We start from the raw sequence: 15,567 nt of genomic DNA, 5'->3' as shown, positions 1-15,567 counted from the left end.
GCCCCGTAAAAACGCCCGGGCGACCTCGCCTGGGCGTTTTTGTATCCAAGTTTTGAAAAAAGGAATCGCCCGTATGTTGGACGCCACGCTTAAATCGCAACTGAAAACCTACCTGGAGCGGGTCACCCAGCCGATCGAGATCGTTGCTTCCCTCGACGACGGCGCGAAATCCCGCGAATTGCATGACCTGCTGGTGGAAATCGCCAGCCTGTCGAACCTCATTACCCTGCGCGAGGACGGCTCCGACGCCCGGCGTCCCTCGTTCTCGCTCAATCGTCCGGGGGCTGACATCAGCCTGCGTTTCGCCGGCATCCCCATGGGCCACGAATTCACTTCTCTGGTACTCGCGCTGTTGCAGGTAGGCGGTCACCCGTCCAAGGCCAGCGCCGAAGTGATCGAGCAGATCCAGGCCCTGGAAGGTGAGTTCACCTTTGAAACCTATTTCTCGCTGTCGTGCCAGAACTGCCCGGATGTGGTCCAGGCCCTGAACTTGATGGCTGTGCTCAACCCCAATGTGCGCCATGTGGCTATCGACGGTGCGCTGTTCCAGGAAGAGGTCGAGTCGCGCAAGATCATGGCGGTGCCGAGCATCTACCTCAACGGCGAAGTCTTCGGCCAGGGCCGCATGGGCCTGGAGGAAATCCTCGGCAAGATCGACACCAATGCCGGAGCCCGTGAGGCCGAGAAGATCAACGCCAAGGATGCCTTCGATGTGCTGGTGGTCGGCGGTGGTCCCGCTGGCGCTTCGGCAGCCATCTACGCCGCGCGCAAAGGCATTCGTACAGGCGTTGCTGCCGAGCGTTTCGGTGGCCAGGTACTCGACACCCTGGCGATCGAGAACTTCATTTCGGTCCAGGAAACCGAAGGACCGAAACTGGCCAGGGCGCTGGAAGAACACGTCAAACAGTACGATGTGGACATCATGAACCTGCAACGCGGCGAAGCGTTGATCCCAGGCGTCAATGGCGCGCTGCACGAAGTTCGCCTGGCCGGCGGCGCTTCGCTCAAGGCCAAGACCGTGATTCTCGCCACCGGCGCCCGCTGGCGCGAAATGAACGTCCCTGGCGAGCAGGAATACCGCGCCCGTGGCGTAGCCTACTGCCCGCACTGTGATGGCCCGCTGTTCAAGGGCAAGCGTGTGGCTGTGATCGGCGGAGGCAATTCCGGCGTGGAAGCGGCCATTGACCTGGCCGGTATCGTCGCACAAGTGACGTTGATCGAGTTCGACAGCCAACTGCGTGCCGATGCCGTGTTGCAACGCAAGCTGCACAGCCTGCCGAACGTTAAGGTCATCACCAGCGCCCTGACCACCGAAGTGCTGGGCAATGGCGAGAAGGTCACGGGCTTGCGCTACAAGGATCGCAACAGCGATGAGCTGCACGACCTGGCGCTCGAAGGTATCTTCGTGCAAATTGGCCTGCTGCCGAACACCGACTGGCTCAAGGGCACGGTCGAGCTGTCGCCACGTGGCGAGATCATCGTCGATGCCAAGGGGCAGACCAATATCCCCGGCGTGTTCGCTGCAGGTGATGTGACCACGGTGCCGTACAAGCAGATCGTCATCGCCGTGGGTGAAGGGGCCAAGGCTTCGTTGGCAGCCTTCGACCACCTGATCCGCACCTCGGCGCCGGCATAAGCCTGCACCACCCTCTTCGCGGGTAAACCCGCCCCCACAGGTATAGCGCTGGTCTCTGGTTCTGCGCCGTACTTCTGGGGGCGGGTTTACCCGTGAATGCTTTTGCGCGTTGTCAAAGCCAAACCTGAAGGTGTCTATGATTTATTGCGGACACCCTCGGGAATCACACTCATGACCCTGATCAGCCGCGAACCCTGGTGGCTAGAGCCACCCAAGCCCGGACAGAAGGAGCAGGACCTGCACTGGGGCTATCTGGAGATCTATGCCGACGGGCGCACGGTCTTTGTCGACCAGCGTCCCACCGACCAAGAGCTGGCCGAGCGTAAGAGTTGCCGCAACTTTCCTGACGCCGATCAGCCCTAAGGTCAGCCCTCCAGTGCGGCAAGGCGCGCCTCCAGCGCTGCGACCCGGGCTTCCAGAGCCTCGATCCGCTCATCCGACACACTGGTGCCGCTGTTGCTGCGCTCGGCGCCTTGCTGGCGTGCGGCGAGGATCTCCTCGATCTGCGCCGGGTCGCCAAGGGCGTGGGTGTAGCGGTCTTCGCGTTGGCCGGGCTGGCGTGGCAGGTGCAGCGCCAGGCCGCGTGAGACCAGACGCTCGAGCTGGTGCTGGATCTGCTCGACGTCTTCAAAGTCATGGAGGCGATTACTGCGGGTCAGCAGTTCGTTGAGGGTCTGCGGTCCGCGCAGGAACATCAGCCCCATCAGCACCAATTGAGCCGGCACCAACTCCAGTGCCTTGTCCACCCGGTGCTCCCAACGATCGGCGCGGCTGCCCATCTGCAGACGGGTCATTTCTTGCCCTTCGAGGGCACGCAGGGCCTGGCCGACCTGGCCGGCGGAGAGGTTCATCACCGGTTCACGGCTGGTCTTCTGGTTACAGGCCAGCACCAGGGCGTTAAGGGTCAGCGGGTAGGTTTCCGGGCTGGTGGCTTGTTTTTCGATCAGAGAACCGAGCACACGGATCTCGATGCTGTTGAAACGGCCTTCGCCTGCGGTTTCGTGTTCTGACATGGCCCTGTCTCATTGCGAGGAAAAGGCCACTAGCCTAGGTAATGCGGCAGGCTTAATCAATCAGACAATACTGCGGGGAAAACCCGCTCCGGTTGCCGGAGCGGGCTGTACCTCAGGCGTTGCGGCGCTCCTGCCCCAGGCAAGCCGCTGCAGTGAACAGCACGTCGGTCGAGGAGTTGAGCGCGGTCTCGGCCGAGTCCTGCAATACGCCGATGATGAAGCCGACCGCCACCACTTGCATGGCGATCTCGCTGGGGATCCCGAACAGACTGCAGGCCAGCGGAATCAGCAGCAGCGAGCCACCGGCCACGCCCGAAGCGCCACAGGCACACACGGCCGCCACGACACTGAGCAGCACGGCGGTCGGCAGGTCCACCGTAATGCCCAGGGTGTGTACGGCGGCCAGGGTCAGCACGGTGATGGTGATTGCTGCGCCCGCCATGTTGATGGTCGCGCCCAGCGGGATCGATACCGAATAGGTGTCCTCATGCAGTCCGAGCTTTTCCGACAGCGCCAAGTTGACCGGAATGTTGGCCGCCGAGCTGCGGGTGAAGAACGCCGTGATGCCGCTTTCGCGCAGGCACATGAATACCAGTGGGTACGGGTTGCGACGGATCTTCCAGAACACGATCAGCGGGTTGACCACCAATGCCACGAACAGCATGCAACCGATCAGTACCATCAGTAGGTGCAAGTAACCAAGCAGAGCGTCCAGGCCGGACTGGGCCAGCGTCGAGGCGACCAGGCCGAAGATCCCCAGGGGGGCGAAACGGATGACCACGCGTACGATCAGGGTCACGCCGTTGGACAGGTCCTCGACCACGGTGCGGGTGGTCTGCCCAGCATGGCGGATGGCGACGCCCAGGCCGATGGCCCACGTCAGAATGCCGATGAAGTTGGCGTTGAGCAGCGCATTGACCGGGTTGTCGACGGCGCTCAACAGCAGGCCTTGCAGCACTTCGCTGATGCCGCCGGGAGCGGTGAGCGAGGCATCGCCGGTGCTGAGCACCAAGTTGGACGGGAACGCCATGCTGGCGACCACGGCCACGACCGCGGCGGCGAAGGTGCCCAGCAGGTACAGCCAGAGGATCGGTCTGATGTGGGTTTCCTGGCCGTGACGGTGATTGGCGATCGACGCCATGACCAGGATGAACACCAGTACCGGTGCCACGGCTTTCAGCGCGCTGACGAACACTTTGCCTAGAAAGGCCAGGTCACGGGCCACGGCCGGGGCGAGCAGAGCGAGGGTGATGCCGGCCACCAGGCCGATGCAGATCTGCGTCACCAGACCGGTGCGGTTGATGAGACGAAGGACAGGGGTCATGTGCAGCGGAATCTCGTTTTTGTAAAACCGGCAACTCTAACACAGAGCTTTGCCGGCCTGGTCTGAGCTCGGACGTTCGGGTCGCTTCGCATATAGCCACGAGCTACATTTCCTGCTGACTAATCCGTATTTCCCGCAGCGTGGATCACCAATGAAACAGATCCCGGCGCGCCCCCTCGGTAATCGCCACGATCCCTGGATGGGTGACCTTGCGTTCCACCGAAATGGCATAGAACGACTCGTTCACCGCCTCGGTCTGCCCGATCAGCTCGACGCCATACTGACGGCACACTTCTTCGGCGATCACGCTGGGCGCCACGAAAATCCCGCTACCGGACTGCCCGAAGGCCTGCATCAAGGCGCTGTCATCGAATTCGCCGATGATCCGTGGATGCAGCTGCTGTTCAGCCAACCAGCGCAGCAACCGGCTGCGGACCACGGTTTCCTGGCCCGGGATCAACAGCGGTGCGTCGTCTAGGCAGGCCGGGAAGGGCAGGGCATGCTGGCGCGCCAGCGCCGGGGTGGCGAAGAAACTCAGGCCGCACTCGCCCAGTTTCTGGCTGTAGCCCTTGATATCCAGGTGGCTGGGCATCGGGCTGTCGGAGATCACTACATCAAGGCGCTGGATGGCAAGGTCGGCCAGCAGGCGTTCGAGTTTGTCTTCGCGGCAGTTGATGCGCAGGACGTTGTCCAACTCCATGGTCGGGGCCAGCAGTCGATAGACGATGGATTTGGGAACGACGTCGGCGACACCGACGCGAAACAGGATCTGTTCCTGAGGCCCTGCGCGCAGCAGGGCTTCCAGTTCACCGCCGATCTGGAACATCTGTTCGGCATAGCCCAGTGCCTGGCGGCCAGTCTCGGTCAGCTCCAACTGCCTGCCGACACGCTGGAACAGCTCCAGCCCGTAGGCTTGTTCGAACAGGCTGATCTGCCCGCTGATGGTCTGGGGCGTCAGGTTCAGTTGCTCGCTTGCGCGGGCGATGCTGCCGGTCTTGGCCACCACCCAGAAGTAGTGCAGCTGGCGATAATTGAGCATCCGACACTTTCCCGATTCGTAAAAACCGAAGTATAACCGCTAAAAATACGAATTTTCCTGATGTATGGCGTTCTCTAGAATGCCCACCCATAAGGCGCTGCATGCAGCGCCGGAAATTGGAAAAGCGAGGATTCCCATGTTGCAACTCAAATCCATCGGTACGCCCTTGGTGCTGGCCTTGGCCCTGTTCAGCCTGGCTGGCTGCGACCAGGCCGAGAAGTCCGCCCAGCAGATGCTCGATCAGGCCGCCGAGTCGGCCAAGCAGGCGATCGACAAGACCAACGAAGCTGCCCAACAGGCCCTGAGCGAGGCCATCGGCTCGGAGGGCGCCAAGCCCAAGGCCGCTGAAGAAAAAAGCGACACCCAAGACATCTGACCCGGACTCGATGCAGGACTAAATCATGGAATATTTGCTGGAACTCGCTGCAAGCCCCGCTGCCTGGGTCGCCCTGGCCACGCTGGTGGCCATGGAAATCGTACTGGGCATCGACAACCTGATCTTCATTTCCATCCTGACCAACAAACTGCCTGAGGCCTACCGCTCCAAGGCGCGGCGTATCGGTATCAGCATGGCGCTGATCATGCGCTTGGCGTTGCTCTCGACCGTGGCCTGGATCGTCCAGTTGACCGAACCTGTGATCGATGTGTTCGGCCACAGCTTCTCTTGGAAGGACATGATCCTCATCGCCGGTGGCCTGTTCCTGCTATGGAAAGCCACCAAAGAGATCCACGAGAACGTCGATCCGCATGGCGCCAAGGAAGAAGCCAAGGCTGGATCCACCGTAACCCTGGGCTTTGCCGCTGCGATCGGCCAGATCCTGATGCTCGACATCGTCTTCTCGATCGATAGCATCATTACCGCTGTAGGCATGACCGAGCACTTGCCGATCATGATCATCGCCGTGATCAGCGCCGTGGTCGTGATGCTGGTAGCTGCCGACCCGCTGGCCAAGTTCATCAACGACAACCCGACCGTGGTGATGCTGGCACTGGGCTTCCTGATCATGATCGGCATGACCCTGATCGCCGAGGGCTTCGGTGCCCATGTGCCAAAAGGCTACGTGTACGCCGCAATGGCGTTCTCGACTGCGATCGAAGTGCTCAACATCATGGCGCGCCGAGCTCGGCTCAAGCGCGAAGCTGCCGAGGGCTGATCGCTCGAAGCACAAAGGAGGGGGCGCAGTGCGCCCCCTTCGCTTTTTCTGGATTCGGGGGCTGACGGGTAGGGGAGCGGTCTATCGTATGTGGGCCGCGTCGGCAGGCTGGGTTGAATGTCAGTGCGCCCCTGCGTGCCGCCGCGCACGACGCGCCGGCTGTGGTTTGGGCAACGTTTGCGGTGGCAGGTGATGGTGGGAATGCCTGCGCACGATGCGCAACACCCCCCACAGCATGGCGGCGGCGACGCTCACCCACATCCCCACCAGCATCAGTATCGCCATTGTCAGGCTCATGTGTGCCTCCTTCTCTCAGGCGCGCACGGGGCTCGCCTTCCAGACACTGCTTTAGTCTAGCCCGCCGGGCGGTGCGTTCCATTGACCGAAGGTCTATTCCCTTGGGCCGTTTCGTTCCAAGCCGGTGACGGGCTATACCCAAACACGCACCCAGCCTATGATCGGAGCCCAGGGCCGGGCGCTGCCTGCCTGGCGACGGAACAAGCGAGTGCCCATGTTGCAAGAAACCTTCACTTCATCGCGCCGGCTGCTGGCCGCGTGCCTGGTCGTGGCCAGCCTGGCCGGTTGCGCCAGTGGTCCATCGCCTGTGGCGAAGGGCCAGGCACAGCGGGTCGAGATCAGCAGCGTGCCGTTCTATCGCGGCAAGGCCAATCACAGCGGGGCCATGGCACTGGCGGCACTGCTGTCGCAACAGGGCGTGGTCATCACGCCGGGTTTGCTTGATAAACCCCTTAACCTGCCACAGGGCGCCGACGCGCTGGGCGCCGGCATTCCCAAGGTAGCGCGTGAATACGGCATGGTCGTCTACCCACTGGACAAGCGCCTTGAGGCCTTGCTGACCCAAGTGGCGGCAGGCAACCCGGTGCTAGTGCGTTACGAAGAAGGCTCGGCCTTTTGGAGTGAGCCACGCTATGCGGTGCTGATTGGCTATGACAGCTACAAAGGGCGGGTGCTGTTGCGTTCGGGGATGCAGCGTCGCCTGTTGATGGCGTTCGATGATTTCGAGGCTGCGTGGGCGAAGACGGGAAGTTGGGCTGTGCTGGTGCAGCCACCGAAACAGCTGCCGGCTCAGGTGGACCGTCAGCGTTGGCTGCAGGCCGCCGACGAGCTGGCCCGGGCAGGCCAGGAAATCGCGGCGAAGCAGGCGGTCCGCAGCCTGGGCCAGTAATGCAATCGCGGGCCAAACCCGCTCCTGCAGCCAGGAGCGGACTTGGCCCGCGATTGGGTCGACCATACCTGGGGCGACGCTTTCGTCGCCCCCGGCTCGTCTTAGATGCCCAGACGGTCGCGCAGGCTGTAGTACCAGGCGCCCAGGGCGCTGAACGGTACGCGCAGCAGCTGACCACCCGGGAACGGGTAGTGCGGCAGACCGGCAAAGGCGTCGAAGCGCTCGGCCTGGCCACGCAGGGCTTCGGCCAGTACCTTGCCCGCCAGGTGGGTGTAGGTCACGCCGTGACCGGAGCAGCCCTGGGAGTAGTAGATGTTGTCGCCGATACGACCCACCTGTGGCAGGCGCGACAGGGTCAGCAGGAAGTTGCCGGTCCAGGCGAAGTCGATCTTCACGTCCTTGAGCTGCGGGAAGGCCTTGAGCATCTTCGGACGGATGATTGCCTCGATGTTGGCCGGGTCGCGAGCACCGTAGACCACGCCACCACCGAAGATCAGACGCTTGTCGCTGGTCAGGCGGTAGTAGTCGAGCAGGTAGTTGCAGTCCTCGACGCAGTAGTCCTGCGGCAGCAGGGTGCGGGCCAGTTCCTCGCCCAGCGGCTCGGTGGTAATCACCTGGGTGCCGCATGGCATGGACTTGGCCGCCAGCTCCGGTACCAGGTTACCCAGGTAGGCGTTACCGGCAACGATGATGAACTTGGCGCGCACCTTGCCTTGCGGGGTGTGCACGACCGGGTTGGCACCGCGCTCGATGCGCACGGCCGGGGTCTGTTCATAAATCACGCCACCCAGCGACTCGACCGCGGCAGCTTCGCCCAAGGCCAGGTTAAGCGGGTGAATGTGGCCACCGCTCATGTCCAGCATGCCGCCGACATAGTTGTCGCAGGCGACCACTTCGCGGATGCGCTTCTGGTCCATCAGCTCCAGCTGGGTGTGGCCGAAACGTTCCCACAGACGCTTTTGCGACTCCAGGTGGCCCATCTGCTTGGCGCTCAGTGCAGCGAACACGCCGCCGTCCTTCAGGTCGCACTGGATGTTGTACTTGGCCACGCGCTCACGGATGATGCGTCCGCCTTCGAAGGCCATCTGACCCAGCAGTTGCGCCTGCTTGGGGCCGACGGTGCGCTCGATCACGTCGATGTCACGGCTGTAGCTGTTGACGATCTGGCCGCCGTTGCGGCCCGATGCGCCGAAGCCCACTTTGGCCGCCTCGACGATGCTCACTTTGAAGCCGTTTTCCAGCAGGAACAGGGCGCTGGACAGGCCGGTGTAACCGGCGCCGATGATGCAGATGTCAGTCTCCACCTCACCCTGCAGCGCCGGACGTGGCGGCACCGGGTTGGCCGAGGCGGCGTAGTAGGACTGGGGGTAGGGGGTATTGGCCATGCTCGGGGAACCTCGTGTTTTATATTTTTAACGAATGTACCGATGCTATCAATAATAATAAACACCCGCTAGTCGTCCGTTGAAAATCCTTTACTCCCCCCGTCGCTTCGGGTCAGGTAAATATTTTTAAGATTCAGTGAGTTAGCGTGAAAAAAACAGTTGACAGCGATTTTGGAGCGCGTAGAATGCGCCCTCATCGACAGGCACATAGCTCAGTTGGTTAGAGCACCACCTTGACATGGTGGGGGTCGTTGGTTCGAGTCCAATTGTGCCTACCAAACAAAAGCCCCGGGTTTCCGGGCACCGAAAAGGGCGATCCGAAAGGATCGCCCTTTTTGCGTTTGCACTACTCCGTGCGGCTTTGTTGAGCGTGCCGACCACTTGCAGATTCGGCCGGCATGTTACCCATCGAGTGGCAGAGCACGAGCCTTGCTCACACGGCACTCGACGAAGCACGGGCTGTCTGCGCCGTGGAGGGTTCCAGTTCCAGGCGGGACGCCGCGCCCAGAATCATCTCGGTCAGTTGTTCGATGATTTGCCGTTGTGACAGGGCCGAATCGATATCCGATGATTGGCAAAGGCTTTCAAGCATGCCGATGACCCTGTCAGTGAAGAACTTTGTCTTTGAGCGATCAATGCCTCGAGGGAAGGTGGAGGCAATGATAGCCATTAGCTGCTGAGTGTATTCATCACGCATCGCGGCATGCAGCCGAGCGTGTTCTGCCGTCAGGTTGCGAGCCTCCCGCAACATGAGCTGGACTCTTTTCTGCTCGCTCTGCTGAAGTTCGATGAAGGCACTGACGAATGCATGCAGACGGGCGCGCGTGCCTTGGGCGGCTTTGAGCTTTACCCGAGTGAGTCTTAGCAGGTCGCTCATGCATTCCTCGATGAGGTCGAAGAGCAGCGCCTGTTTACTTTCAATGTGGTTGTAGAGGGACCCTCCGCCGATACCCAAGCGGGCGGCCAGGTCGCGCAAGCTCGTATTCTGGTAGCCCTGTTCAGCGAACAAGTCCACCGCCGTGAGGTACAGGCGTTCCTGTGTCTTGGTCGGCTGGGCATGTTGTGTGTTGGTGTTCATGGGGGCTCGGGGGTTGTAAGGGCGGGTAGGGCAGGTGGCCTGCCGCCCTTATCGGGCGGCAAGCGGCTCAGGGGCTAGCACTGTTTCTGGGCATAGTCCTGCGCAGGCAGAGGCTGCTGACGTCGCGCCCCGTGCTTGGCAAGCGGGTAGTAGACGAGCGCTGGCACGATCAGCCCAACCAACCAGGATATGTCCGTATCGCCCAGGTGTTGCACCAAGGGGCCTGTGTAGAAGCCGGTGGCGATGAAGGGCATCTGCACCAAGACCCCGAACCCATAGGTGCCGATGCCTACCCAGTTCCAGCGGCCGTACCGGCCATCCGGGTCATCCAGGGCGGCGATGTCGTAACGCTCCTGAGTGATGAAGTAGTAATCCACCAGGTTGATGGCGCTCCAGGGTGTGAAGAACGCCAACAGGAACAGAAGGAAGGATTTGAATGCGCTGAGGAAGGAATGCTGGCCGATCAGCGCCAGGGTAGTGGAGATACCGACTATGCAGAGCACGAACACCAGGCGCTGGCCGGAAGAGACGGTGAAGCGTTTTTGGAACGCACTGACAATGGTGGCGATGCACATGAAGCTGCCATAGGCGTTCAAGGTAGCGATGGTCACCTTGCCAAAGCCGATGCTAAAGAACAGCAGGCCGGCAATCATCCCGCTGGCGCCCAGGCTAACAATGTAGTTCACCTCGTTTCCGGAGAAGGCGCCGCCTGCCAGCGCCGCTGCGAACACGCCGAGCACCATGGAGGTTTGCGAGCCCAGTACCGAGCCCAGGCCCACGGCGAGGAAGGTGCGCAGCGGGGAAGTTGCGCTGGGGAGGTAGCGCGAGTAGTCGGCTACATAAGGGCCGAACGCAATCTGCCACGACGCCGACAGCGAAACGGCCAGAAGAAAGGTGTTCCAGCTGAAGTGTCGATTTTCGAGCAGGGTGGCGATGTCATTGATCGACAGCAGGCGTACGAACAGGTAAGCGAACGCCACCACGCCAAGCACGCTGGCGACCCGCCCGAGCACATGGATCACCCGGTAGCCGCACACTGTCAACACCACGATCACGGTGGCGAAAACCAGGATGCCGCTCGTATCGCTGATGTTCGCCATTCGGCCAATCGCCTGGCCGGCCAGTACCGTGCCGGTGGCATTGAAGCCGATGTACATGATGCAGACGAGTACCAGCGGTATCACCGCGCCGAATACGCCGAACTGCACGCGGCTTGAAATCATCTGCGGCAGGCCAAGACGCGGACCTTGGGCGCCGTGCAATGCCATCACGATGCCGCCGAACACCTGGCCGATCAACAGGCCGATCAATGACCAGAAGACATCGCCACCCAGCACCACTGCCAAGGCGCCGGTGACAATGGCCGTGATCTGCAAGTTGGCACCGAACCACAAGGTGAACTGGCTGAAGAGCCGACCGTGTCGTTCGCTTTCAGGAATGAAGTCGATGGAGCGCGTTTCGATGAGGGGCTTGCCAGACATGAGGGTTTCTCCCGTGGCGCCATTGCCCATGGCGCCTCTATTGTTGTTATGTAGCGGATGCCCTGTGAGCCTGGTCGGCTGGTGCCTTCCAGGCTGACACCTCAAGTGCGGGCGGCGTCTAGTACGGCGCGCGAGATGATGATTTTCTGCACCTCCGAAGTGCCTTCAAAAATGCGCAGGATGCGTGCATCGCGCACCAGGCGCTCCAGCGGCAGGTCGCGGATGTAGCCATAGCCGCCGTGCAGCTGGAGTGCGGCATCGGTAATGAAGCCCGCCGCTTCGGCGGCGAACAGCTTGGCGGTGGCCGACTCAAGGCTGAAGCGCCCGCCCGCGTCGCGCGCGGCCGCAGCCTGCAGGGTCAGCAGCCGTGCTGCCTGCAATTGGGTGTGCATGTCTGCAATACGCCACTGTGTGCCCTGATAGGCCGCCAAGGGCTTGGGCCCGATCTGGCGCTGCTGGGCCCAGCTGAGGCTGTATTCCATAGCCGTGCGGGCGATGCCCAAGGCCATCGCCGCCACCTCCACCCGACCGCGATCCAGTACTTCCATGGCGGTCTTGAAGCCCTGACCAGGCTGGCCCAGCAGGGCGCTCGCGGGAAGCCAGCAGTCCAGGGACAGCTCATAGATCGTGCTGCCGCGCAGGCCCATGGTCTTCTCCGGGCTGGAAAAGGTGATGCCCTCTGTACCTTTGGGAATGAGGAATGCGCTGATGCCATGATGACCCGCGTCTGCGTCGGTCTTGGCGTACAGCACGATGAAATCGGCTTCGCGCGCATTGGTGATGTAGTGCTTACTGCCACGGATTCGCCATCCATCGTTCTCCTGGCTTGCCCGTGTGCGCATGTCAGCCGGATTGGAGCCGGCGGCCGGTTCGGTCAGGCCGAAGGCGCCGAGCAGTTCGCCCGTGGCGGCACGAGGCAGCCATTGCTGGCGCTGCGCCTCTGTCCCGCCAATGAGGATGGAATCGGTGGCCAGGAAGTGCGCAGTCATCGCCGATGCGGTGGAGGCGCAGGCGGCTGCGACGGCCTCAACCACGCGGCTCATTGCCAGGCTTGTGATGCCAAACCCGCCATAGGCCTCTGGCAGATTGATCCCCATGAACCCCAGCTCGCCCAAGGCTTTGAGGCTGCCGGCACAGAACGCTTCGGCCTCGTCAAAGCCTTGGGCATTCGGTTTGAGCACGTCGTGAGCGACGCGTTCGGCCGATTCGATGATCGCAAGTTCTGCGGCGTCCAGTTCGAAATTCATTTTTATTCTCCTGTGTGGGACAGACCGTACAAGGCATTGGCTTCGCCCAGGCGGGGGGCGGGTGAGGCGGTGTGGGGCTTGCTTCCATTGAAAAACACTGGCTGCGGTACCAAAGGTGACTGCGCGCAGCCCTCTACCAGCAATTGGCGCACGTGGGCTTGTTCGCTGCCTGTGGCCTGGGCGAGATTCCATACGGGGGAGGCGGGTACGCCTGCGTCCAGCAGCAAGGAGCAGATCTGTTCAACGCCTCGGGTACAGGTCCAGGCCTCGATCTGTGCCTTCAATGACGCCTCGTTCGCGGTGCGTGAGCTGTCGTCGACGAAACGTGGGTCATCCGCCAAGGCCTGGCATTCCATGCTCTCGCACAAGCGGCGGAACAGCTTGTCGCTGGCGACTGCGATCACGACCAATCCATCGGCGGCGCGGTAGGTGTCGAAAGGGGTCGAGACCGGATGCCGGTTGCCCACCAGTCCGGGCGCGCGGCCCTGGGCAAAAAGATTGGACAGGCCGGTCATTTGAAGACTGACCAACACGTCGAACATCGCCACATCCAGGTACTGTGCAGCGGCACCCTGGAACTCACGGGCGAACAGTGCGGAGCTGATTGCCCAGGCGGCGTAGACGCCTGCACAGAGGTCTCCAAGGGCCTCACCGCTCCGGGTTGGGCCGGTCTGGGGAAAGCCGGTCACACTCATCAGGCCAGACATGGCCTGGGCGACGATGTCGTAGGCCGGGCGGGAGGACAATGGCCCGCTTTGACCGAATCCGGAAATACTGGCGTATATCAGTCGAGGGTTGAGTGCCTTGAGGCTGTCGAAGTCGATGCCCAGGCGCTGGGTCACGCCAGGGCGAAAATTTTCCACCACGACATCGGCGTCGGCGACCAATGCATGGAAGCGCTGAAGATCGGCTGGTGCCTTGAAATCAAGCTCGACGCTACGCTTGCCGCGGTTGATCAGACCGAAATAGACGCTCTCGCCATTTTTGTCGAAAGGGCCCAGGTGACGGCTGTCATCGCCATGCCCTGGGACTTCGAATTTGATCACTTCAGCGCCGAGGTCAGCCAGCATTGCTGTGCAATGAGGGCCGGCCAGTACACGGCTCAGGTCCAGCACACGAATGCCTTTGAGCGGCTTTGATGCAGGGTTTTGCATAGTCATGGCGTGTTTCCTCAGCGCTTGACGCCCGTGATCATGGGCAGGTCCAGGCCCTGCTCCTTGGCGCAGTCGATGGCGATCTGGTAGCCGGCATCGGCGTGACGCATCACGCCAGTCCCTGGGTCGTTGGTCAGCACGCGAGCGATACGCGCGGCCGCTTCGTCGGTACCGTCACAGACGATGACCATGCCCGAGTGCTGGGAGAAGCCCATGCCCACGCCACCGCCGTGGTGCAGCGAAACCCAGGTGGCGCCGCCTGCGGTGTTGAGCAAGGCGTTGAGCAGTGGCCAGTCGGAGACGGCGTCGGAGCCGTCACGCATGGCTTCGGTTTCGCGGTTCGGGCTGGAGACCGAGCCGGAGTCCAGATGGTCGCGGCCGATGACGATCGGTGCCGACAGCTCGCCGCTGCGGACCATTTCGTTGAACGCCAGGCCCAGCTTCGCGCGCAGGCCCAGGCCCACCCAGCAGATACGTGCCGGCAGACCCTGGAAGCTGATGCGCTCGCGGGCCATGTCCAGCCAGCGGTGCAGGTGGGCGTCGTCCGGGATCAGTTCCTTGACCTTGGCGTCGGTCTTGTAGATGTCCTCGGCGTCGCCGACAGAGCGCCGCCCAGCGGAACGGGCCGACACCGCGGCAGAACAGCGGACGGATGTAAGCCGGCACGAAGCCTGGGAAGTCGAAGGCATTGGCCACGCCTTCTTCCTTGGCCATCTGGCGGATGTTGTTGCCGTAGTCGAAGGTCGGCACGCCCATTTTCTGGAAGTCCAGCATGGCTTGTACGTGCACGGCCATGGACTGCTTGGCGGCCTTGACCACCGCAGCGGCGTCGGTCTGGCGCGGTCGCGGTAATGCTCCCAGGTCCAGCCGGCCGGCAGGTAGCCGTTGAGCGGGTCGTGGGCGCTGGTCTGGTCGGTGACCATGTCCGGCGCACGCCCCGCTTGACCAGCTCAGGCAGGATTTCAGCAGCGTTGCCGTGCAGGCGATGGAGATGGCCCTTGCCTTCGGCGGTGTACTTGGCGATGCGCGCCAGGGCGTCGTCCAGGTCCTTGGCCTGCTCGTCCACGAGCGGGTCTGCAGGCGGAAGTCGATGCGGCTCTGCTGGCATTCGATGTTCAGCGAGCAGGCGCCGGCCAGGGTCGCGGCAGTGGCTGGGCGCCGCCCATGCCGCCCAGGCCTGCGGTCGGACCCATTTGCCGGTCAGGTTGCCGTCGTAGTGCTGACGTCCGGCCTCGACGAAGGTTTCGTAGGTGCCTTGGACGATGCCCTGGCTGCCGATGTAGATCCAGCTGCCGGCGGTCATCTGGCCGTAACATGGCCAAGCCTTTGGCGTCCAGTTCGTTGAAGTGTTCCCAGTTGGCCCAGTGTGGCACCAGGTTGGAGTTGGCGATCAGCACGCGCGGGGCATTGGCGTGGGTCTTGAAGACACCGACCGGCTTGCCGGACTGGACCAGCAGGGTCTCGTCGTCTTCCAGGCGGGTCAGGGTCTCGACGATCTTGTCGTAGCACTCCCAGTTACGTGCGGCACGGCCGATACCGCCGTAGACCACCAGCTCCTTCGGATTCTCGGCGACCTGAGGGTCGAGGTTGTTCATCAACATGCGCAGCGGCGCTTCGGTCAGCCAGCTCTTGGCGGTCAGCTTGTTGCCACGCGGGGCGCGGATTTCAGTGTCGCGGAATCGGGAAGCTGTCATGGCGGTTTCCTTTTTTTTGTGATTGTGGTGTCGGGAGTGTCGTATGCGCTCATATACATACAACCATATATCAACCTGTATATACAACATGGGGCGTACCGATCCTGGTACACCCGGCAGAATGGATTCAGCCGCCAAGCGAAAGAAAAATAGCTATATTTTTCAGTTTGTTGCGT

14 protein-coding genes, 1 tRNA gene and 1 pseudogene are annotated in these 15,567 nt (G+C 62.1%); 6 read left to right on the top strand and 10 right to left on the bottom strand.

Annotated features, from left to right (window positions below):
- Positions 1-73 precede the first annotated feature (73 nt).
- Together ahpF and AB1N67_RS14635 are read left to right on the top strand one after the other, a co-directional pair.
- Positions 74-1,636, top strand: a complete 1,563-nt coding sequence (gene ahpF, locus AB1N67_RS14640) for an alkyl hydroperoxide reductase subunit F (RefSeq protein WP_043211770.1) — start codon at positions 74-76, stop codon at positions 1,634-1,636.
- Between the two features lie 171 nt (positions 1,637-1,807).
- Entirely contained in the window at positions 1,808-1,999 is a 192-nt protein-coding gene (locus AB1N67_RS14635; RefSeq protein ID WP_043211771.1) for a hypothetical protein, read from the top strand.
- Between the two features lie 2 nt (positions 2,000-2,001).
- On the opposite strand, the gene AB1N67_RS14630 is transcribed toward AB1N67_RS14635, so the two are convergent.
- From AB1N67_RS14630 to nhaR, 3 genes are all read right to left on the bottom strand, one after another.
- Complete coding sequence (locus AB1N67_RS14630) at positions 2,002-2,649, bottom strand: YceH family protein (protein ID WP_043211773.1); 648 nt, start codon at positions 2,647-2,649, stop codon at positions 2,002-2,004.
- A 112-nt stretch (positions 2,650-2,761) separates the two neighbouring features.
- Positions 2,762-3,973: a serine/threonine transporter SstT gene (gene sstT, locus AB1N67_RS14625; RefSeq protein ID WP_090344589.1), complete on the bottom strand. Its 1,212-nt coding sequence runs from the start codon at positions 3,971-3,973 to the stop codon at positions 2,762-2,764.
- 145 nt (positions 3,974-4,118) lie between these two features.
- Positions 4,119-5,012, bottom strand: coding sequence for a transcriptional activator NhaR (nhaR, locus tag AB1N67_RS14620; RefSeq protein WP_102082266.1), 894 nt, complete (start codon positions 5,010-5,012; stop codon positions 4,119-4,121).
- A 136-nt stretch (positions 5,013-5,148) separates the two neighbouring features.
- Here nhaR and AB1N67_RS14615 point away from each other — a divergent pair, with 136 nt between their 5' ends.
- Positions 5,149-5,388 carry a hypothetical protein gene (locus AB1N67_RS14615; RefSeq protein WP_043211781.1) on the top strand — a complete coding sequence of 80 codons (240 nt, stop codon included), beginning with the start codon at positions 5,149-5,151 and terminating at the stop codon, positions 5,386-5,388.
- A 25-nt stretch (positions 5,389-5,413) separates the two neighbouring features.
- The gene (locus tag AB1N67_RS14610) at positions 5,414-6,166 is read left to right on the top strand and encodes a TerC family protein (protein ID WP_043211783.1); all 753 of its coding nucleotides are present in this window, start codon (positions 5,414-5,416) and stop codon (positions 6,164-6,166) included.
- A 120-nt stretch (positions 6,167-6,286) separates the two neighbouring features.
- On the opposite strand, the gene AB1N67_RS14605 is transcribed toward AB1N67_RS14610, so the two are convergent.
- Positions 6,287-6,463 (bottom strand): hypothetical protein, encoded by a 177-nt coding sequence (locus AB1N67_RS14605; protein ID WP_167358087.1) that lies wholly within the window; start codon positions 6,461-6,463, stop codon positions 6,287-6,289.
- Between the two features lie 157 nt (positions 6,464-6,620).
- On the opposite strand from AB1N67_RS14605, the gene AB1N67_RS14600 reads away from it, so the two are divergent.
- Positions 6,621-7,352, top strand: a complete 732-nt coding sequence (locus AB1N67_RS14600) for a peptidase C39 family protein (RefSeq protein ID WP_090344591.1) — start codon at positions 6,621-6,623, stop codon at positions 7,350-7,352.
- Positions 7,353-7,453: 101 nt separating this feature from the next.
- Here the strand turns inward: AB1N67_RS14600 and AB1N67_RS14595 are convergent, their stop codons facing one another.
- Positions 7,454-8,737, bottom strand: a complete 1,284-nt coding sequence (locus AB1N67_RS14595) for an FAD-binding oxidoreductase (protein WP_043211788.1) — start codon at positions 8,735-8,737, stop codon at positions 7,454-7,456.
- Between the two features lie 201 nt (positions 8,738-8,938).
- Here AB1N67_RS14595 and AB1N67_RS14590 point away from each other — a divergent pair.
- Positions 8,939-9,015, top strand: a tRNA-Val gene (locus tag AB1N67_RS14590).
- A gap of 155 nt (positions 9,016-9,170) precedes the next feature.
- On the opposite strand, the gene AB1N67_RS14585 is transcribed toward AB1N67_RS14590, so the two are convergent.
- The 5 genes and pseudogenes from AB1N67_RS14585 to hutU all read right to left on the bottom strand — a co-directional run bounded on the left by AB1N67_RS14585 (position 9,171) and on the right by hutU (position 15,391).
- Positions 9,171-9,815, bottom strand: coding sequence for a TetR/AcrR family transcriptional regulator (locus AB1N67_RS14585; RefSeq protein WP_367863103.1), 645 nt, complete (start codon positions 9,813-9,815; stop codon positions 9,171-9,173).
- A 74-nt stretch (positions 9,816-9,889) separates the two neighbouring features.
- Positions 9,890-11,296 (bottom strand): cytosine permease, encoded by a 1,407-nt coding sequence (locus tag AB1N67_RS14580; RefSeq protein ID WP_102082274.1) that lies wholly within the window; start codon positions 11,294-11,296, stop codon positions 9,890-9,892.
- A gap of 101 nt (positions 11,297-11,397) precedes the next feature.
- The gene (locus AB1N67_RS14575) at positions 11,398-12,543 is read right to left on the bottom strand and encodes an acyl-CoA dehydrogenase family protein (RefSeq protein WP_043211791.1); all 1,146 of its coding nucleotides are present in this window, start codon (positions 12,541-12,543) and stop codon (positions 11,398-11,400) included.
- A gap of 2 nt (positions 12,544-12,545) precedes the next feature.
- Positions 12,546-13,703, bottom strand: coding sequence for a CaiB/BaiF CoA transferase family protein (locus AB1N67_RS14570; RefSeq protein ID WP_367863102.1), 1,158 nt, complete (start codon positions 13,701-13,703; stop codon positions 12,546-12,548).
- 11 nt (positions 13,704-13,714) lie between these two features.
- Positions 13,715-15,391 (bottom strand): annotated as a pseudogene (gene hutU, locus AB1N67_RS14565) (urocanate hydratase).
- Between the last annotated feature and the right edge of the window lie 176 nt (positions 15,392-15,567).

The organism is Pseudomonas guariconensis (genome assembly GCF_040822035.1).
In the GTDB taxonomy this organism is placed as follows: Bacteria; Pseudomonadota; Gammaproteobacteria; order Pseudomonadales; family Pseudomonadaceae; genus Aquipseudomonas; species Aquipseudomonas guariconensis.
Note: the sequence above shows the minus strand (reverse complement) of the source record. Positions and strands in the feature narration are given on the sequence as shown.